Genomic DNA, 18,983 nt, shown 5'->3' with positions numbered 1-18,983 from the left:
GAGGACCTCATGCACGCTCGTGGAAAGCGCTGGATCGAGCACTGGGATCCGGAGAACGAGCAGTTCTGGGAGGAGACCGGGAAGAAGATCGCCCGGCGGAACCTCTGGTTCTCCGTCCTCGCCGAGCACATCGGCTTCTCGGTCTGGACACTGTGGTCGGTCATGGTCCTGTTCATGGGCCCGCAGTACGGTTTCTCGGCCGCCGACAAGTTCCTGCTGGTCTCGACACCGACACTGATCGGTGCGTTGATGCGGCCGCTGTACACCTTCGCGGTGGCGCGGTTCGGCGGCCGGAACTGGACGATCGTCAGCGCGTTGCTGCTGCTGGCGCCGACGATCCTGGCGGCGATCGCGATGGAGCCGGGCACCTCGCTCGGCACGTTCCTGCTGATCGCCGCGCTCGGCGGGGTCGGCGGCGGGAACTTCGCGTCGTCGATGACCAACATCAACGCGTTCTACCCCGAGAAGCACAAGGGCTGGGCGCTCGGGCTCAACGCGGGCGGCGGGAACCTCGGCGTGGCGGCGATCCAGCTGATCGGCCTGCTGGTCATCGGCACCATCGGCGCGACCGCGCCGCGGGTGGTCCTCTACATCTACATCCCGCTGATCGTGGTCGCCGCGACCTGCGCGTACTTCTTCATGGACAACCTCGCCTCGATGAAGGGCGACACCAAGGCGATGCGCGAGGTCGTCAAGGATCCGCACACCTGGGTGATGTCGTTCCTCTACGTCGGCACGTTCGGTTCGTTCATCGGCTACAGCTTCGCGTTCGGCCTGGTGCTGCAGAACCAGTTCGGCCGCACGCCGTTGCAGGCGGCCGCGGTGACGTTCCTCGGCCCGCTGCTCGGTTCGTTCTCGCGGCCGACGGGAGGCTGGCTGGCCGACCGCATCGGCGGCGGCAAGATCACCTTCGTGACGTTCGTCGGCATGGCCGCGGCGACCGTGGTGCTGATCCTCGCGTCGACGTCGAACTCGCTGGCACTGTTCACCGTCGCGTTCATCGTGCTGTTCGTGCTCACCGGTATCGGCAACGGCTCGACGTACAAGATGATCCCGGCGATCTTCCGCGCCAAGGCGAAGGTCGCGATCAGCGAGGGCGCGGACGAGACGCTGGAGATGCTCAAGGCGCGCAAGCTTTCCGGCGCCTTGATCGGCTTGGCCGGAGCGATCGGCGCGCTCGGCGGGCTCTTCATCAACCTGGCCTTCCGCCAGTCGTTCGCGGACACGAAGAGCGGGGTGCCGGCCTTCGTCGCCTTCCTCGTCTTCTACGGCCTGTGCTTCGCCGTCACTTGGGCGGTGTACCTGCGCAAACAGCAGTCGGAAGTGGCGAGCACGCGAGGTCTGGCGCTCGCCGGGGCGGAGGTCTGATGCGGAAACTCGTCGTCGCGGGACATGGCATGGTCGCGCACCGGCTCGTGGAAGCGGTGCGCGCGGAGGACAAGGCCGGCGAGTGGCAGGTCGTGGTGCTCGCCGAGGAGGCGCGGCCCGCGTACGACCGGGTCGCCCTGACGTCCTATGTGGACACCTGGGATCCCGCGGCGCTCGCTCTGGAAGGCGCGGACTACGCGGACGATCCGCTGGTCGAGCTGCGGCTCGGCGACGCGGTGGTTTCGGTGGACCGGGAGCGCAAGACCGTCGTCACCGAGGCCGGATACGAGCAGCCGTACGACGCGCTCGTGCTCGCGACCGGTTCGCGGCCGTTCGTTCCGCCGGTGCCGGGGCACGATCTCCCTGGCTGCTTTGTGTACCGGACGATCGAAGACCTCGATGCCATTCGCGAAGCCGCTCAGCGCCCCGGCCGTGGACGTCGTTCGGCGGTCGTCATCGGTGGCGGGCTGCTCGGTCTCGAAGCCGCGAAGGCGTTGCGGGACATGGGTCTCTCGCCGCATGTGGTCGAGATGGCGCCGCGCCTGATGCCGCTGCAGGTCGACGAGGGCGGTGGCGGCCTGCTCCGGCGGCTGATCACCGACCTCGACGTGACCGTCCACACGGGAACGTCGACCGACGCCATCGAGCCGGACGGCGAACGCTACCTCGCGAAGCTCGGCAACGGCACGGAACTCGACGTCGATCTGGTCGTGTTCTCCGCCGGTATCCGGCCGCGGGACGACCTCGCCCGGTCGTCCGGTCTGGAGGTCGGCGCGCGGGGCGGGATCCTGGTCGACGACGCCTGCCGGACGTCCGACCCCGCCGTGTTCGCGATCGGGGAATGCGCGGCCGTGGACGGCAGGGTGTACGGCATCGTGGCGCCCGGATACGCGATGGCGGAGATCGTCGCGGCGCGGCTGACCGGCGGCGAGGGCACCTTCCCCGAGCCGGACATGTCGACGAAGCTCAAGCTCATGGGCGTCGACGTCGCCAGCTTCGGCGACGCGCACGCGGCGACCGAGGGCGCGCTGGAGGTCGCGTTCAACGACGCCGTCGCCGGGACGTACAAGAAACTCGTCGTGTCCGACGACTCGAAGACGTTGCTCGGCGGGGTGCTGGTGGGCGACGCGAGCGAGTTCAACACGCTGCGCGCCATGGTCGGCAGGCCGCTGCCCGCCGAACCGGGCGCGATCCTCGCCCCGGCCGGTGGCGGGGCTGCGGTCGGCGTCGACGCGCTGCCCGACGCCGCACAGATCTGTTCCTGCAACGCGGTTTCCAAGGGCGCGATCACGCACGCGATCACCGAAGAGGGTTGCGATTCGGTCGCCAAGATCAAGGGCTGCACAAGGGCGGGCACGGCCTGCGGATCGTGTGTCCCGCTGCTGGGCAAGCTGCTGACGGCGTGCGGTGTCGAGCAGTCGAAGGCGCTGTGCGAGCACTTCCCGCAGTCGCGCGCGGAGCTGTTCCAGATCCTCCAGGCCACCCGGATCACCACGTTCAGCGAGATGATCGACCGCTACGGCACCGGAACCGGTTGCGCGATCTGCAAACCGGCGATCGCGTCCATCCTGGCCACGCTGGGCAACGGGCACATCCTCGCCGGCGAGCAGGCGACGTTGCAGGACACCAACGACAAGTTCCTCGCGAACCTGCAGCGCAACGGGACCTACTCGGTGGTCCCGCGGATCCCCGGCGGTGAGATCACGCCGGAGAAGCTCATGGTGATCGCGCAGGTGGCGATGGATTTCGGGCTGTACACCAAGATCACCGGCGGACAGCGGATCGACCTGTTCGGCGCCACCGTCGAACAGCTCCCGTTGATCTGGCGGCGGCTCGTCGACGCCGGGTTCGAGTCGGGCCACGCGTACGGGAAGTCGTTGCGCACGGTGAAGTCGTGCGTCGGTTCGACGTGGTGCCGCTACGGCGTGCAGGACAGCGTCGGGCTCGCGATCGAGCTGGAGTTGCGCTACCGAGGCCTGCGTTCGCCGCACAAGCTGAAGTCCGCCGTTTCGGGCTGTGCGCGGGAATGCGCCGAGGCGCGGAGCAAGGACTTCGGCATCATCGCCACCGACAAGGGCTGGAATCTCTACGTCGGCGGCAATGGCGGCGCGACCCCGCGGCACGCGGACCTGCTGGTGTCCGAAGTGGACACGGAGACGCTGATCCGGACGATCGACCGGTTCCTGATGTTCTACGTCCGCACGGCCGACCGCCTGCAGCGCACCGCGCCGTGGGTTGAGGAGATGGAGGGTGGGCTCGATCACCTGCGCGCGGTGATCGTCGACGACAAGCTCGGCATCTGCGAGGATCTCGACGCGGCGATGGCCAAACACGTCGGTGACTACGCCGACGAGTGGCGTGGCGTGCTGGAAGACCCGGAGAAGCTGGCGAAGTTCAGCTCGTTCGTCAACGCGCCGGGCACGCCGGATCCGACGATCTCGTTCCGCACCGAACGCGACCAGAAGGTGCCCGTGCTGCTGGGTATTCCGGAGGTGAAACAGTGACGACCTCGATCGAGCGCACCTGGACCGCCGTCTGCGCGGCCGGTGCCGTCCCCGAATGGTCCGGTGTCGCGGCCCTGCTCGAAGGCGGGACGCAGGTGGCGATCTTCCGGTTGCCCGGCGACCGGTGGTACACACTGTCCAATGTGGATCCGATCAGCGGCGCGGCGGTGCTGTCGCGAGGCATCGTCGGCGACGCGGGCGGCGTCCCCGTGGTGGCTTCGCCGGTTTACAAGGAGCGCTTCGACCTGCGGACCGGCTCGTGCCTGGACGCCGAAGGAGTCTCGGTCGCGGCCTATCCGGTGCGGGTGACCGAGGGTGTCGTGGAGGTGGAATTCTCACCGTGACAGAAGTCCTTCCCCTGGCGGGATTCGTCATCGGGATCACGGCGGCGCGGCGGGCTGACGAGCTCGGCGCGCTGTTCGTGCGTAAGGGTGCGACCGTGCGCTACGGCCCGGCCATCCGGATCGTGCCGCTCGCCGACGACACCGAACTGCGGGCGGCCACTCAGCGTCTGCTGGAGGATCGGGTCGACGCCGTCGTCGCGACGACCGGGATCGGCTTCCGTGGCTGGGTGGAGGCGGCCGAAGGCTGGGGGCTGGGGGAGGAGCTGCTCGACCGGCTCGGGAAGTCGTCGCTGCTGGCGCGCGGCCCGAAGGCGAAGGGCGCGATCCGCGCCGCAGGGCTCTCTGAGGACTACTCGCCCGCCTCGGAGAGCAACGCCGAGGTGCTGCGGCATCTGCTCGATTCCGGTGTGGACGGTCAGCGGATCGCGGTGCAACTGCACGGCGAGCCGCTTCCGTACTTTGTGGACAGTCTGCGCTCCTCGGGCGCTGAAGTGATCGAGGTTCCGGTGTATCGCTGGGTCGGCCCGGCCGATCCCGGCCCGCTGGACCGGCTGCTCGACGGTGTTCTCGACGGTTCGGTGGACGCCCTGCCGTTCACCAGCGCGCCTGCGGTGGCGTCCATGCTGGCGGTCGCGAAACGGACCGGACGGCTGCCTGGAATCGTTCGGGCACTGGAAAAGCGCGTCGTGGCGGCCTGTGTCGGACCGATCACGGCGGCGCCGTTGGCCGCGCTCGGGATCCCGGCGGTCCAGCCGTCGCGGTCGCGGATCGGGGCGTTGGCGCGGACGGTGTCCGACGCGCTCGAAGCCCGTTCGCCGCGGCTGACCGCGGGCGGGCGGAGCATCGAACTGCGGGGTCAGGCGGCGTTGGTCGACGGCCAGTGGTGCGACGTGGCGCCCGCGCCGATGGCCCTGCTGCGGGCACTGGCGGAGTCACCGGGGCGGGTGTTCTCCCGGCGTGAGCTGATCTCCGCCTTGCCCGACGGCGGCGAGGAACACGCCGTCGAGACCGCCATCGGACGCCTGCGGAGCTCTTTGGGGTCACCGAAACTCGTCCAGACGGTCGTGAAACGCGGCTACCGCCTGGCCGTCGACCCGTGACTTCCCGGCCGAGTGAAGGGAACTTTAGCCGCTTCGCATGCGGGGACAGACCCCTTCAACCCAGGTGTTCTAGAAGATCGTCGGCTGTCCGGTGATGAGTGGTGGTGCGGCCTGAATGTCCACAAGGGACATTCTATGGTGGATGAATGTCCGATGTGTACAGTTTCGCGTGGGGTCGTGAGTGATAATGGAGGTTGGAACGCTCCTTGCCGCTCACGACCTGGTCACAAAGCCGCACAAAGCGCTCAAATCGGACGCCGGTATCTCGATCGGTGTCCCTTATGGACAGTCAAAAGCGCGCAAGCGGCGTTACGGCCCGCTCTCGCCGCCAGAACTTTGCCGGGCCCCTTGTCGGCGATGGTCCGGATGGACATCGCTGTCGTCGTCAAAACTTGCCCAACATCGCAACTTGTCCCCCGCGGGCAAGTCGAGTTCATGGACAAGTTCGCGGGACTCTGTGGCCATGGAAGCCCGTCGGCTAGCGAGAGTTCCGGCTCGTGCGGCTTGCCGCGCGGTCAGGAGAAGGTGACGCGGTGGTCGGAGAACCCCCGGGCAGCGGCGACGCGGGCCGCCTCCGCTTCGGCCGCCTTCCGCACGGCCGGGCGGAGGGCGTCGAACGGGGTGACGGTGAAGTCGAGCCGCTTCTTCCCGCTCGCCTTGGCCCGCCACACGCCGGCGATCTCGCCGCCGGCCAGCAGCGCGCCGGGGCTGCCGAGGATCTTCCAGACCTCCTTCTGCCGGGCCTTGTCCGGCACCAGCAAGGCGCGGTCGCGCGCCTGGACGAACGGGTCGAGCGGCGGCAGCAGGCGCACCACGTCCGGCTCCGGCGGATTCTCCAGCAGTGCCAACCGGTCTTCCGGCAGGAACGCCTTCTTGCCGTCGACGCGGACCTCGGCCAGGCCGTCCGGCCACATCGCGTCGACGCCGGTGCGGGTCGTCCCGACGTACGCGGCGGCGTCGCCAGGGGCGGCCGGACCGTTGATCCGCAGGTAACCCTCGACCACACGCGTGGCCGCCTCGATGTTCGGCGACGCCTTGAGGCGGCCGCGCCCTTCCAGTGGCGCCAACGTCGCCGGCGTCGCGCCCGTTTCCAGCCGGACCCCGGCGTGGATCGACGCGACCCGCATCAACTGCTCGTAGATGTGCACGACACCGCAGCCGCGACAGGCGTACGACAAGCCGTCGGGGATCAGTTTCGTGACGGCGCCGCTCACCGTGCCCTTGGTCTGCACACCGGTGACGACCTCGCGAATCGCCCTCGCCGCGGTGAACAGCGCGTCCGTCGCGGACCTGCCCGCGTCCTCGACCTGCTTGCGCTGCCAGAGGATCCGCGCCATCGCGTCCTTCTCGTCGAGCGGCACGAGCGCCGCCCGGATCGCGTCCAGTTCCGCGCGCCGGTGGAAATGCGGCGCGCCGCGATGGGTCCACGCGAGCACGAACCGTTCGTCGTCCCAGACCTCGTGCGTGATGTCGCCGTCGATCCGGGCGGCGAGGCCCAGCAAGGCGGTGTCCCGCACGGAATCCTGCAGCCCGAGGTCGAGCACGGCCGCCGCGGCCGGATCCTTCTCCTCGCGATGCAGTCCGTGCGCCGCGATCCGGTATGCCAGCACCTGCTCGCGATCGACCTCGAGCACCGGTCCTCCCTACAGCGAAAACGCGAACGTGTACGACATCGTCGGCTCACCGAGCGCCCCGGTCGTGGTACCGGTGCCGGTGATTCCGGCGAGTTCACCCGTTCCGGAGCCCTCGACGACCGCGAACTTCGACGAGATGCCCTTCGCGTCGAACCCGGTTTCGTGCTTGATCACGAAGCTTCCCTTGCGCCCGTCCACGCTGCCTTCGATCCGTTCGAAGCCCGGCGCCGTCGTGCCGTCGCCGTCGAAACCCTCACCCGAGTAGTACAGCAGGTAGTCGAGGATCGACTCGCCTTCGATCAGCCCGTGGTAGTCGAACGTTGCGTGCGCGTAGGCCACTCGCGGGCCGCCGTCGGCGCCACTGACGATGGCTTCTTCCCAATTCTTCACCGCGAACTTGTTCATGGATTCACCCTGTCAGCCAAACCTGTCAGAATGTGTCAGGTTTTCGGGGATACTGGATTCATGCGCGCGAGCAGACTCCTGTCGGTCCTCCTCCTGCTGCAGAATCGCGGCCGGATGACGGCCGAGGAGCTGGCGACCGAGCTGGAGGTGTCGGTCCGGACGGTCTACCGCGACGTCGAGGCGCTTTCCGCGGCCGGCGTCCCGGTGTACGCCGATCGCGGGCGTACGGGCGGATATCAGCTGGTCGACGGCTATCGCACGAGGCTGACCGGGTTGACCGAGGAAGAGGCGCAATCGCTTTCGCTGGCGGGCCTGCCGGGCGCGGCCAGCGAGCTCGGGCTGGGCACGGTCCTCGCCGCCGCGCAGCTCAAACTGCACGCGGCCATGCCCGCGGAGTTGCGTGCCGGGGCGAGCAAGATCTCCGAACGGTTCTATCTGGACGTGCCCGGCTGGCATCGCGGGATCGAAAGCCTGCCGCGGCTGTCCGAACTGGCCGACGCGGTCTGGCACGCGCGGCGGGTCAAGGTCCGGTACGAACGCTGGGGACAGCGGAAGGTCGATCGCGTCCTCGATCCGCTTGGCCTGATTCTCAAGGCCGGGAACTGGTATCTCGCGGCGCGATGCGACGGGACCGACCGGACCTATCGGGTCTCCCGGATCGAAGAGCTCGAAGACCTCGGTGAAATCTTCGAGCGGCCGTCCGGCTTCGACCTCGCGCGCTACTGGCAGGAATGGTCGGAGCAGTTCGAAAAGCGGATGTATCCGCGAGTGGCGATGGTCCGGTTGAACGAGCTCGCCCGCATACTGTTGCCGTTCTATCTCGGGGCCGTCGGAGCGAGGGCGTTGCGGGAAGCGGACGCCGAGCCGGACGAACACGGCTGGCTGACGATGGAACTGCCCGTGGAACCCGGAGAACCGGCGGTCGGTGAACTACTGCGGTTCGGCGGCAACCTCGAAGTGCTCGCACCGCCGGAACTGCGCGAGCGGCTGGCGGAGGAGATCAGGAAGATGGGCGCGCGTTATGGCTGACCTGGACGGAATCACGATCGGGATCACCGCGGAGCGGCGGGCCGACGACTTCATCGGCGCGCTGACGCGGCACGGCGCGACCGTGCTGCACGCGCCCACCATCCGGATCGTCCCGCTGCCCGACGACACCGAACTACGGGCGGCGACCGACGCGGTGCTGGCCGGGCCGGTCGGCTTCACCGCGGTCACCACCGGCGCCGGGTTCCGCGGCTGGGTTTCGGCGGCCGAAGGCTGGGGGCTGCGCGAACCGTTGCTGGAGCGGCTGGCCGCGTCACGGATTTTCGTGCGGGGGCCGAAAGCGGCGGGCGCGGTGCGCGGAGAGGGGCTGCGTGAGGAATTCTCCGCGCCCGAAGAGAGCAACGCGGAACTGTTCGAAGGCTTGCGCGACGCCGGGGTTCGCGGCGCACGGGTCGCCGTCCAGTTGCACGGCACCTTGCTGCCCGAACTGACCGGGTCGCTGCGGGACGCGGGCGCGGACGTCGTCCAGGCGCAGCCGTATCGCTGGCTTTCGCCCGCCGACGTCACACCTGTGCACGAACTCGTCGAAAGCGTGCTTTCCGGACGCGTGCACGCGTTGGCCTTCACTTCCGCTCCGGCGGCCGCGAACCTGCTGACGCTGGCGGGGTCGCGGCGCGAGGAACTCCTTGCCGCACTACGAGGTCCGGTGTTGTGCGCGTGCGTCGGACCGGTGACCGCGGCGCCCCTGGAAGCCGCCGGGGTACCGACCGTCCAGCCCGAACGTCAGCGGCTCGGCGCGTTGGTCAAACTTCTCGTCGCCGAGCTGCGCATTCGGCCGTCTTGACGCGGGTAAGCCGCTTTGCCAGGCTCGACACACCGGACGCACGGGAGGGCGGCGGATGTCCGAGTCTCCATCGGTCACGTTCGTGCGCGCGATGTTGCGAAAGGGCTCTTCGGTCTTGGGCGCGAGCCCCGCCGACGAAGCACCCGACCCCGATTCCGTTCCCGATTGGCGCTATCGGGAAGATTCCGCGGACACGCTGTTGATGCGCGCGATCCGCTACTCCGCGCTCGGCCCGATCTTCTACCGCGTGGCCGCGTTCCCGAAGGTGTACATCGGTTTCCTCGTCTCGAACGGGTCGGCGGGGATCATCCCCGTCCTGAGCACGACGATCGTCGGGATGCTGCTCAACGTCCTCGCGGTCTGGTGGGTGGTGCGCGGCCGCGGGATCCGGGCGAAGACGTCCGGGCGGCTGATGTACGCGGATCTCGCTGTGGGTGTGGTGCTCACGACGATCGTGGCCACCACGGCGCCCGCCGACATCCAGCCGTTCGCCGTCGACGTCGCCTGGACGTGGATGGTCGGGACGGTGGCGCTGTGGACGCTGTCGTTCGGGCTGCCCGCGACGCTCTTGCTGGTGATCGCGGCCGTGCCGTTCCGGGCCTTCCTGACCTGGGCCGGTGGGCTGCCGATCGACCATCCGCTCGCGGTGAGCCGGTCGGTGGGGTGCATGATCGCGCTCGTCGTGGCGATGGTGACCACGGCGGGGATCCTGATCCTGCTCGGCGTCGGGACCCGATTCGCGCTGGGAATCGGGATGCGCCGGGGGCAGCGCGCCGAACGCCTGCGGACCCAGCGGGTCATGCACGACTCCGTGCTCCAGACCTTGGAGGCGATGGGGCTGGAAGCGCCGGACGACGATTCCGTGCCCGCGGAACGGCTCGCGGAAATGCGCGCCACCGCGCGGGCGCAGGCCGCCGAACTGCGCCGCGAACTGGTCGGCCCCGATGCGCCGTCGGCCCGCGGCCTCACGGCGGACCTCGCCGAGGTCGCCACCGAAATGGCGCGAGACGGCCTCCGCACCCAGCTCGTCGCCGCCGAGACCGAAGAGGACTACCGACTCTCGCACGCGCGCCGGACCGCCATTCGTGACGCTGTCCGCGAAGCCCTGCGAAACACCGTGAAGCACGCCGGGACGAAGCAGGTCGTGCTTCGCGTCGAGGAAAGCGAAGGCGGCATCGCGGTCATCGCGCGGGATCAGGGGACCGGCTTCAGCATGCTGGACCGGCCGCCGGGCTTCGGGATCAGCCAGTCGATCATGGCGCGGCTGGCGGAGGTCGGCGGGCGGGGGACGATCGATTCGCATCCGGGGCGGGGGACCCGGGTGACACTTTGGGTACCGCACTGAGCTTCCGGTGGCTCCGTGTCCGTGAAGGCCTCCTTCACTACCTTGAGGGTAGGTAAGGGGGCCTTCACGGACTTCCGGGCGCGAAGGGAGCAAGGGACCTTTGCTCTCGTTTGGTTAGCATGCCTACGTAAGTGGTAGCAAAGGTCCCTTGCTCCCTTTTCGCAGGTCGGCGTGGTGACTGTGTGGGTTTCGGGACATCTGACGTCCCGAAATCCACACGGTCGGTAGGCGCCGCTACGCGGAGTGTGGGGTGTGTGGAAATGGGGACACTCAACGTCCCTATTTCCACACACCCCTCAACTCGCCGGGGCCGTGGTAGCAAAGGTCCCTTGCTCCCTTTTCGCAGGTCGGCGTGGTGACTGTGTGGGTTTCGGGACATCTGACGTCCCGAAATTCACACGGTCGGTAGGTGTCGCTACGCGGAGTGTGGGGTGTGTGGAGATAGGGACACTCAACGTCCCTATTTCCACACACCCCGAGGGCCGTGGTAGCAAAGGTCCCTTGCTCCCTTTTCGCAGGTCGGCGTGGTGACTGTGTGGGTTTCGGGACATCTGACGTCCCAAAACCCACACGGTCAATACGCGCCACTACGCGGTTGGAAGTAGGGACGCTCAACGTCCCTACTTCCAGACACCCCTCAACTCGCCGGGCCCGTGGTAGCAAAGGTCCCTTGCTCCCTTTCCGCAGTTCAGGGGGCTACTAGCGCGTGGATTACGCAAACCCCTCAGTCCTCATCGGGCGAAGGAGCCTCCCCGGCCTCCGCCTGCCGCATCGCTTCGCGGCCGGCGGCCTCTTCGCTCACCCCTTGCCGCCAGTACCCCGTGAAGCAGATCGCCCGCTTGTCGACCCCGCGCTCCCGCACGAGGTGCCGCCGCACCAGCTTCACCATGTTCGCTTCGCCGGAGATCCACGCGTAGGGCGTCCCGCCCGGCAGCTCCGCCTTCCTCACGGCTTCGAGCACCGCGTCGCCGACGGGACCGGAGTTCCGCACCACCCAGTGCAGCTCCACCGTTCCCTGCGTTTCGAAGGCCTGCCGGTCTTCGCGAGCACTGATCTCGACGTAGACCACCGCTCGCGTTCCGGTGGGCAGCGCTTCGACGATCGCGCCGATCGCCGGGATCGCGGTCTCGTCGCCGACGAGCAGCTGCCAGCTCGTGTCCGGGGGCACGTCGTAGAGCCCGTGCGGTCCCAGGAAGGCGACCCGATCGCCCTCCGTGGCGCGCGAGGCCCATGCGGAGGCCGGGCCTTCGTCGCCGTGCAGCACGAAGTCGATGTCCATCTCCTGCACCGACGGTCGCAGCGCGCGCACGGTGTAGGTGCGCATCGGCGGCCGGACGTCGTCTGGCATTGCGAGGTAGGTCCGGTACCAGGACAGGACTTCGTCGCCGCTCAGCGGAGCGGGCAGCACGGGCTCCGCCTGGCCGGGCTGCGGGAAGAACACCTTCAGGTACTGGTCGGGCGCCTGGTCCACCAGTGACGCCCCCGAGAAGGTCACCCGGCTCATATGCGGGGTGAGCCGCCGGACACCGGTCACCTTCGCCTCGATGTAGCTCATTAGGCGAGGCTAACCTAAAAGAGAGCGCCGGGACCAGCGTCGTCGTCGGGATCACGTCGCCACCGGTATTTCCGCAGGTCGACGCGCTGGCCGTCGGGGATGACGCCCTCCGTGCGCAGCCGTTGCAGCTGTTCGTCGAGAAGATGCGGAGCCGGTGTCCCGTCGGCCCGCAGAATGCGGTGCCAAGGCAGATCGTGGCCGTCCTCACCGAGGATCCGGCCCACCAGCCGCGGCGACGGCGCCCCCGAAACCGACGCTATATCCCCATAAGTCGCGACCGAGCCGGCGGGCACGCTCGCGATGACCTCGCGCACCCGCTCGTGCAGTTCGTCATCCATGGGACCACTTTGCCGTGCCGCTGCGAGGTTGTGTCGGCGGGGCGTGGTTCCATCGTGGGCGTGAACGGGCGGCGAACAGCGGCAGGAACCGACGCGCGGCTGGTCCGCACGCCGGTCACCGGCACGCCGTCCTTCCAGTGGGATTCCGGCGCCCGCCGCCTGCTGGCCGCCCCGGACGGCTTCCGCCGGGTCCTCGGCGGGCCGGGCACGGGCAAGACGGCACTGCTGGCGTCGGCGGCGGCGCGGCGCATCGCGGAGGGCGCGAACCCGGAGAGCGTGCTCATCCTCACCACTTCCCGCAAGGCGGCCGAAGTCCTGCGCGCCGACATCACCCACCGGCTCACCACCGACCCGGAGGAGGATCCGCTGCCGCGCACGATCCGTGAGCCGCTCGTGCGCACGGTGCACTCGTACGCGTACGCACTGTTGCGGATGGAGGCGCAGGCCGACGATCTGCCGCCGCCCCGCCTCCTGGCCGGAGCGGAACAGGACGTCGTCGTCCGTGACCTGCTCGCCGGCGACCTCGAAGAGGGCGCACTCGACTGGCCGGAGCAGCTGCGGCCCGCGTTGGGCGTGCCCGGATTCGCCGAGGAACTGCGAGACCTCCTGCTCCGCGCCGCCGAACGCGGCCTCGGCCCGGAGGATCTGGTCGAGCTCGGCAGGCGCCGCGGCCGCGAGGAGTGGATCGCGGCCGCACGTTTCTGGAGCCAGTACGAAGAGGTCACGCTGCTGCAGGGCGCGGGCGGCAACGCGCTCGGCGTCGCGAGCGCTCCCGCGCTGGACGCCGCCGAGCTGGTCACTTCCGCGCTGCTCGCGCTGGAGGACGATCCCGAACTGCGGGAACGCGAGCAGCGCCGCGTCCGGCATCTCTTCGTCGACGACGCACAGCATCTCGACCCGTTGCAGACGCAGCTCATCCGGCTCATCGGGCACGCGGCCGACGAGTTCGTCGTCGCGGGCGATCCCGATCAGTCCGTGTTCTCCTTCCGTGGCGCGGATCCCAGCCTGTTCGCCGACGCGGACGAGGACGGCGAGCGCACGGTCCTGCTCACCACCGCGCACCGGCTCGCCCCGGTGATCCGCACGGCCGTCACGAAACTCGGCTCCGTGCTGCCCGGTTCGTCGCCGCAGCGCAAACTCGTCGACGCGCCGGACGCCGAGGGTGGCGCCGTCCGGGTCCGGCTGATGCCGACCCCGGCCGCCGAGGCGAGCTGGATCGCTGATCAGCTCCGCCGCGCGCATCTCGTCGACGGCGTGCCGTGGTCGGAGATGGCGGTGCTCGTCCGCTCGCCTGCCCGGACTTTCCTTGTCCTGCAACGTGCTCTGCGGGCAGCCGGGGTGCCCATCGGTTCGGCCACCGAGGAACTGCCGCTCGCGAAGCAGCCCGCAGTTCGTCCTCTGCTGGCGATGCTGCGGCTCGCCGCGGATCCGGAGTTGCTCGACGTCGACCTCGCGGAGATGTTGCTGTCTTCGCCCCTGGGCGGCGCGGATCCGCTCGCTCTGCGCAGGCTGCGTCGCGGCTTGCGCCGGTTGGAGCTCGCGGGTGGCGGACAGCGGTCGAGCGACGAACTGCTGGTGGAAGCCTTACGTGCCAACGACGTCCTCACCGGTCTCGCCGAGGCCGAGGCGCTGCCGATGCGCCGGATCGGTGGCCTGCTGCACGCCGCGCATCAGGCCGTCGTGCGCGGGGACGGCGTCGAGCAGGTGCTGTGGGATCTCTGGCAGGCGAGCGGTCTCGAGGAGCGCCTGCTGCGTATGGTCGACCGTGGTGGTTCGCTCGGCTCGCAGGCGGATCGCGACCTCGACGCCATCGTCGCGCTCTTCGACGCGGCCGGTCGCTATGTCGACAGATTGCCGAAGGCGAGTGTCGCCTCGTTCGCGGATTACCTGTCCTCACAGAACATCGCCGGTGACACACTGGCCCCCGCGGCGATGAAGAGCGATGGCGTCTCGCTGCTCACGGCACACGCGTCCGCCGGTCGCGAGTGGACGGTCGTGGCCATCGCCGGCGTCCAGGAGGGCAGCTGGCCGGATCTGCGGCTGCGCGGTTCCGTGCTCGGCGTCGAGCGGCTGGTCGACCTCATGTCCGGTGTCGACGACGAAAAGGTGTCCGCCACCGCGCCGATCCTCGCCGAGGAGCGGCGGCTGTTCTATCTCGCCGCGAGCCGCGCGCGGAAGACGTTGCTGGTCAGCGCGGTCGCGGGGGAGGACGAGCAGCCCTCGCGGTTCATCGACGACCTGGAGGAGAACGGCGCGGACGACGGCGGGCTCGACTCGCGGATGAAGCCGGCGGGACGCTCGCTGGTGCTCGCCGAACTCGTCGGGGAACTGCGCGAGGTCGTCTGCGACGAAGCGAGCGAGCCGGAACGGCGGCAACGGGCGGCGCGTCAGCTCGCCAAACTGGCCGCCGCCGGGGTGCCGGGCGCGCATCCGGGCACCTGGTACGGGTTGCTGGAACCCTCCACCGGCGAACCCGTGCACGGTCCGGGCGATCTCATCCGGATTTCACCGTCCACTGTGGAGGTCCTGGTCAAATGCCCGCTGCGCTGGCTGATCGAACGCCACGGCGGCAGTGACCCGGCGCAACTCGCGGCCGTCACGGGGACCCTGGTGCACGGACTCGCGCAGGCGGTCGCGGGCGGCAGCAGCGACGAGCAGATCCGCGCGGCCCTCGACGAAGCGTGGGTGCGGGTCGACGCGGGAGCGCCCTGGTTCTCGCGCCGGGAGCGGTCGCGGGTCGAGCAGATGCTGCGGAACTTCATCACCTGGCTGGAATCCAGCCGCAAGGAGCTGATCGAAGCCGGGGTCGAGCAGGACATCGAAGTCGAGCTGCCCGTGGGCGACAGCGACACCGACGACGTCCGCGTGCTCCTGCGCGGCCGCGTCGACCGCGTGGAGATGGATAAGGACGGCCGTCCGGTCGTCATCGACATCAAGACCGGCAAGGTCCCGATCTCCGCCGCCGACGCCGAACAGCATCCGCAGCTCGCCGCGTACCAGCTCGCCGTGCTGCTCGGCGCGGTCGAGGGCGGTTCGAAACCCGGTGGCGCGCGGCTGGTCTACGTCGCGAAGTCCAACAACAAGACCGGATCCACCCAGCGCGAACAGGCGCCGCTGGACGAGGACGGCGGCAAGCAGTGGCTGGAGCTGGTGCGCTCGGCGGCCGGCTCCGCCGCGGGACCGGAATACGGCGTCACCGAGAACCCGGACTGTGATCGTTGCCCGGCAAGGGGTTGCTGCCCGCTGCGGCCTGAGGGCAGGCAGGTGACCGGCCCGTGATCTCCGAACTCCAGCGCCGCCAGGTCGAGCCGGGCGAGATCGCGCGCGCGCTCGGCCTGCACAGGCCGACCGACGAACAGGCCGAGGTGATCGCCGCGCCGATCGAGCCGTCGCTGGTCGTCGCGGGGGCGGGCGCGGGCAAGACCGAGACGATGGCCGCGCGGGTGGTGTGGCTGGTGGCCAACAGCTTCGTCCCGCCGGAACGCGTGCTCGGCCTGACCTTCACCCGCAAGGCCGCCCGCCAGCTCGGTGAGCGGGTCCGCACCCGGTTGCGCCGCCTGGTCGGGTCGGGGCTGCTCGACAAGATCGACCCGACCGGCGACCTGCGCACGACGGTGACCTCGGGCGAACCGACGGTGCTGACCTATCACGCGTACGCCGGGCGGCTGTTGTCCGAGCACGGTCTGCGGCTGCCCGTCCAGCCCGGGGTCCGGTTGCTTTCGGAGACGTCTTCGTGGCAGTTCTCGCATCGCGTGGTGTCCACTTGGGACAATGATCTGGACACCGACCGGGTCCCGTCCACGGTGACCGCGCACCTGCTGGCGCTGGCCGGGGAACTCGGCGAGCATCTGGTCGAGACCGAGCGGCTCGCGGAGTACACGTCGTGGCTGTGCGAGGTCATCGAGAACGCGCCGCGCGCGAAGGGGCAGCGCGCGTCGTTGCCGCAGAAACTGGCCGAAGTCATGGCCGCGCAACGGTTCCGGCTCGCGCTCCTGCCGCTGGTCGAGGCGTACCACGCGCGGAAGCGAGCCGAGGGCGCGCTCGACTTCGCCGACCAGATGTCGCTCGCGGCGCAGCTCGCCAGCAGTTATCCGGCGGTCGTCGTGGGGGAGCGGGATCGCTACGGTGCCGTCCTGCTCGACGAGTACCAGGACACCGGGCACGCACAGCGGATCCTGCTGCGGTCGTTGTTCGGCGGCGTCGAGCATCCGCCGATGCCGGTGACCGCGGTGGGCGACCCGGCACAGGCCATCTACGGCTGGCGCGGCGCGAGCGCGGCGAACCTGCCCCGGTTCACCACGGACTTCCCGCGTGACAACGGCGAACGGCTCGTCCCGGCCTGGGAGTTCGGGCTGCTGACCAGTTTCCGCAACCCGCCCGAGGTGCTCGAACTCGCGAACGCGATCTCGGAACCGTTGCGGGAACGCGGTCTCGGTGTCGCCCGGCTGCGCGCGCTGGAAGGCGCGGGCTCGGCCGATATCGCGGCCGCGCTGCTGCCGGACGTCCGCGCCGAACGCGAGTGGGTGGCCGGCGCGGTGGCGAAGCGCTGGTTCGAAACCCTGGAGGAGACCGGAAAACCGCCGACGGCCGCGGTGCTGGTGCGCCGTCGCGCCGACATGGCGCCGATCGCGGCGGAAATGCGGGCCCGCGGGCTGCCGGTGGAGGTCGTCGGTCTCGGCGGCCTCCTCGACGAACCCGAGGTCGCGGACCTGGTCAGCACGTTGCGCGTACTCGCGGACCCGCTCGCCGGCAGTGCGGCGGCGCGGTTGCTCACCGGGGCGCGCTGGCGGATCGCGGCGGCCGACCTCGCGGCGTTGTGGCGCCGCGCGGGCGAACTGTCCTCACCGGTGCCACCTGCGGAAAAGTCCGATGTGGACGAACCGGTGCTGGTGACCGAACGGGTCGAGCAGGCAGGGCTCGCCGACGCCATCGACGATCCCGGGACGCCGGAACGGTATTCGACCGAGGGCTACCGGCGGATCCGGAAGATCGGCGCCGAGCTGTCGGCGTTGCGACGGCGGCTGGACCAGTCGCTGCCCGAGCTGGTCGCCGACGTGGAGCGCACCATGCTGCTCGATGTCGAGTCGCTGGCCCGTCCCGGCCCGGCCGGGCGAGCGCATCTGGACGCTTTCGCCGACGTCGTCACGGATTTCGCCGAGACGTCGCCGACGGCCACCCTCTTGTCCTTTGTGGACTACCTGAATACGGCCGCGCATGCGGAGGACGGGCTCACCCCGGGCGAGGTGGAGGTGGTCCCGGATCGGGTCCAGGTGCTGACCGTGCATTCGGCCAAGGGGCTGGAATGGCGCATCGTCGCGATTCCGCATCTGGTCAAGGAGGTCTTCCCGGGGCGGCGCCGTTCGTCGTCGTGGCTGCGGACGTCGACCTCGCTGCCCGCCGCGCTACGCGGTGACTCCGAGGACTTGCCGGAGCTGCGGATTCCCGACGGCGCCGACCGCAAGGAAGTGCAGGAAGCACTGGAGCTGCACGAAGAAGGCTTCATCGCGCGCGAGGCGGACGAGGAGCGACGGCTCTGCTACGTCGCGCTGACCCGCTCGGAGCACACGATGCTGATCTCCGGTCATTGGTGGAACGAGAGCAGCGCGCGGCCGAAGGGGCCATCGGAGTTCCTGCTCGAAATCGGCGAGGTGATGCGGGCGAACTCCGTCGGCCGGATCGAGCACTGGGCCGAGGAGCCGGAAACCGACGAGAATCCGCTGGTCGCCGACTCCCGCCGGGCGCGGTGGCCGGTCGATCCGCTGTGGCCGCGGCGCGAAGGCGTCGCAGGCGGCGTCGATCTGGTGCTCGGTGCGATGGAAGAGGCCGAACACGCCGAGGAAGAGGAAGAAGACGATCCGGACAGCTGGATCTCCGACACCAAGGTGCTGCTGGAGGAGCGCGCGCGGGCGCGGGATCGCGTGCAGCAGGTCGTCCTTCCGCCGCATCTTTCGGTGAGCCAACTGGTCGAACTGTCGGCCGATCCCGCCGCGCTGGCCAACCGGCTGCGGCGGCCGCTTCCCGTGCGCCCCAACACTTACGCGCGCCGGGGGACGGCGTTCCACGGGTGGCTGGAGCAGCGGTTCGGTGGCGAGCAACTGCTGGAGATCCACGATCTGCCGGGTGCGGCGGACGTCGACGAGGCGCCCGATTCCGAGCTGGAGGCGTTGCGGACCGCGTTCGAGAAGAGCGAGTGGGCGCATCGGGTGCCGCACGCCGTCGAGGTCCCGTTCTCGGCGGACGTCGTGGGCGTCACGGTGCGCGGGCGGATGGACGCCGTGTTCGGCGACGCGGACGGCGGCTGGACCGTCGTCGACTGGAAGACCGGCGCGGTGCCGGACAAGGACCGGCTCGAACCGCTGGCCGTGCAGCTGGCGGCGTACCGGCTGGCGTGGGCGGCGCTCAAGAAGGTGCCGGTGGAAAAGGTGCGGGCGGCGTTCCACTACGTGAAACACGACAAGACCGTCCGCCCGGCGGACCTGCTGGACGCCGAAGGCCTGCGGCAACTCCTGCGGAGCGTCCCGACGATCTAGCATTTCGTCCTCTGAATGCGGTCCTTGTG

General features: G+C 69.5%; 13 protein-coding genes. 9 read left to right on the top strand and 4 right to left on the bottom strand.

From position 1 onward, the window contains the following. Positions 1-9 precede the first annotated feature (9 nt). The 4 genes from ACLJQ7_RS40810 to ACLJQ7_RS40795 are packed head-to-tail and all read left to right on the top strand — an operon-like array spanning position 10 to position 5,316. Positions 10-1,368: a nitrate/nitrite transporter gene (locus tag ACLJQ7_RS40810; protein ID WP_410653543.1), complete on the top strand. Its 1,359-nt coding sequence runs from the start codon at positions 10-12 to the stop codon at positions 1,366-1,368. Continuing rightward, entirely contained in the window at positions 1,368-3,872 is a 2,505-nt protein-coding gene (nirB, locus tag ACLJQ7_RS40805; protein ID WP_410653542.1) for a nitrite reductase large subunit NirB, read from the top strand. Before ACLJQ7_RS40810 ends, nirB begins: the two co-directional genes overlap by 1 nt. Next, positions 3,869-4,216: a nitrite reductase small subunit NirD gene (gene nirD, locus ACLJQ7_RS40800; protein WP_410653541.1), complete on the top strand. Its 348-nt coding sequence runs from the start codon at positions 3,869-3,871 to the stop codon at positions 4,214-4,216. Before nirB ends, nirD begins: the two co-directional genes overlap by 4 nt. Further along, the gene (locus tag ACLJQ7_RS40795) at positions 4,213-5,316 is read left to right on the top strand and encodes a uroporphyrinogen-III synthase (RefSeq protein ID WP_410653540.1); all 1,104 of its coding nucleotides are present in this window, start codon (positions 4,213-4,215) and stop codon (positions 5,314-5,316) included. Before nirD ends, ACLJQ7_RS40795 begins: the two co-directional genes overlap by 4 nt. Before the next feature lie 515 nt (positions 5,317-5,831). On the opposite strand, the gene ACLJQ7_RS40790 is transcribed toward ACLJQ7_RS40795, so the two are convergent. Beyond that, positions 5,832-6,950 carry a DNA glycosylase AlkZ-like family protein gene (locus ACLJQ7_RS40790; protein ID WP_410653539.1) on the bottom strand — a complete coding sequence of 373 codons (1,119 nt, stop codon included), beginning with the start codon at positions 6,948-6,950 and terminating at the stop codon, positions 5,832-5,834. A 9-nt stretch (positions 6,951-6,959) separates the two neighbouring features. Beyond that, positions 6,960-7,355: a DUF3224 domain-containing protein gene (locus tag ACLJQ7_RS40785; RefSeq protein WP_410653538.1), complete on the bottom strand. Its 396-nt coding sequence runs from the start codon at positions 7,353-7,355 to the stop codon at positions 6,960-6,962. Positions 7,356-7,415: 60 nt separating this feature from the next. Here ACLJQ7_RS40785 and ACLJQ7_RS40780 point away from each other — a divergent pair, with 60 nt between their 5' ends. The 3 genes from ACLJQ7_RS40780 to ACLJQ7_RS40770 are packed head-to-tail and all read left to right on the top strand — an operon-like array spanning position 7,416 to position 10,531. Further along, complete coding sequence (locus ACLJQ7_RS40780) at positions 7,416-8,384, top strand: helix-turn-helix transcriptional regulator (RefSeq protein WP_410653537.1); 969 nt, start codon at positions 7,416-7,418, stop codon at positions 8,382-8,384. After that, positions 8,377-9,186 carry a uroporphyrinogen-III synthase gene (locus tag ACLJQ7_RS40775; RefSeq protein ID WP_410653536.1) on the top strand — a complete coding sequence of 270 codons (810 nt, stop codon included), beginning with the start codon at positions 8,377-8,379 and terminating at the stop codon, positions 9,184-9,186. The genes ACLJQ7_RS40780 and ACLJQ7_RS40775 overlap by 8 nt, the downstream gene beginning before the upstream one ends. 55 nt (positions 9,187-9,241) lie before the next feature. Continuing rightward, positions 9,242-10,531 (top strand): sensor histidine kinase, encoded by a 1,290-nt coding sequence (locus tag ACLJQ7_RS40770; protein ID WP_410653535.1) that lies wholly within the window; start codon positions 9,242-9,244, stop codon positions 10,529-10,531. 724 nt (positions 10,532-11,255) lie between these two features. Here the strand turns inward: ACLJQ7_RS40770 and ACLJQ7_RS40765 are convergent. Next, positions 11,256-12,086 carry a siderophore-interacting protein gene (locus ACLJQ7_RS40765; protein WP_410653534.1) on the bottom strand — a complete coding sequence of 277 codons (831 nt, stop codon included), beginning with the start codon at positions 12,084-12,086 and terminating at the stop codon, positions 11,256-11,258. A 14-nt stretch (positions 12,087-12,100) separates the two neighbouring features. Continuing rightward, a complete protein-coding gene (locus ACLJQ7_RS40760) occupies positions 12,101-12,424 on the bottom strand; it encodes an MGMT family protein (RefSeq protein ID WP_410653533.1) in 324 nt (107 codons plus the stop codon). Positions 12,425-12,478: 54 nt separating this feature from the next. Between ACLJQ7_RS40760 and ACLJQ7_RS40755 the strand changes: the two genes are divergently transcribed. Together ACLJQ7_RS40755 and ACLJQ7_RS40750 are read left to right on the top strand one after the other, a co-directional pair. After that, positions 12,479-15,703 carry an ATP-dependent helicase gene (locus ACLJQ7_RS40755; RefSeq protein ID WP_410653532.1) on the top strand — a complete coding sequence of 1,075 codons (3,225 nt, stop codon included), beginning with the start codon at positions 12,479-12,481 and terminating at the stop codon, positions 15,701-15,703. Next, entirely contained in the window at positions 15,700-18,954 is a 3,255-nt protein-coding gene (locus ACLJQ7_RS40750) for an ATP-dependent helicase (protein WP_410653531.1), read from the top strand. Before ACLJQ7_RS40755 ends, ACLJQ7_RS40750 begins: the two co-directional genes overlap by 4 nt. Positions 18,955-18,983: the final 29 nt, after the last annotated feature.

Source organism: Amycolatopsis sp. cmx-4-54 (genome assembly GCF_046548895.1).
Taxonomy (GTDB): domain Bacteria; phylum Actinomycetota; class Actinomycetes; order Mycobacteriales; family Pseudonocardiaceae; genus Amycolatopsis.
Note: the sequence above shows the minus strand (reverse complement) of the source record. Positions and strands in the feature narration are given on the sequence as shown.

Excerpts from the sequence above, each read along its gene's own strand:
- ACLJQ7_RS40810 (WP_410653543.1), top strand. The coding sequence starts at position 10 with ATGCACGCTCGTGGAAAGCGCTGGATCGAGCACTGGGATCCGGAGAAC.
- nirB (WP_410653542.1), top strand. The coding sequence starts at position 1,368 with ATGCGGAAACTCGTCGTCGCGGGACATGGCATGGTCGCGCACCGGCTC.
- ACLJQ7_RS40785 (WP_410653538.1), bottom strand. The coding sequence starts at position 7,355 with ATGAACAAGTTCGCGGTGAAGAATTGGGAAGAAGCCATCGTCAGTGGC.
- ACLJQ7_RS40780 (WP_410653537.1), top strand. The coding sequence starts at position 7,416 with ATGCGCGCGAGCAGACTCCTGTCGGTCCTCCTCCTGCTGCAGAATCGC.
- ACLJQ7_RS40775 (WP_410653536.1), top strand. The coding sequence starts at position 8,377 with ATGGCTGACCTGGACGGAATCACGATCGGGATCACCGCGGAGCGGCGG.
- ACLJQ7_RS40770 (WP_410653535.1), top strand. The coding sequence starts at position 9,242 with ATGTCCGAGTCTCCATCGGTCACGTTCGTGCGCGCGATGTTGCGAAAG.
- ACLJQ7_RS40765 (WP_410653534.1), bottom strand. The coding sequence starts at position 12,086 with ATGAGCTACATCGAGGCGAAGGTGACCGGTGTCCGGCGGCTCACCCCG.
- ACLJQ7_RS40760 (WP_410653533.1), bottom strand. The coding sequence starts at position 12,424 with ATGGATGACGAACTGCACGAGCGGGTGCGCGAGGTCATCGCGAGCGTG.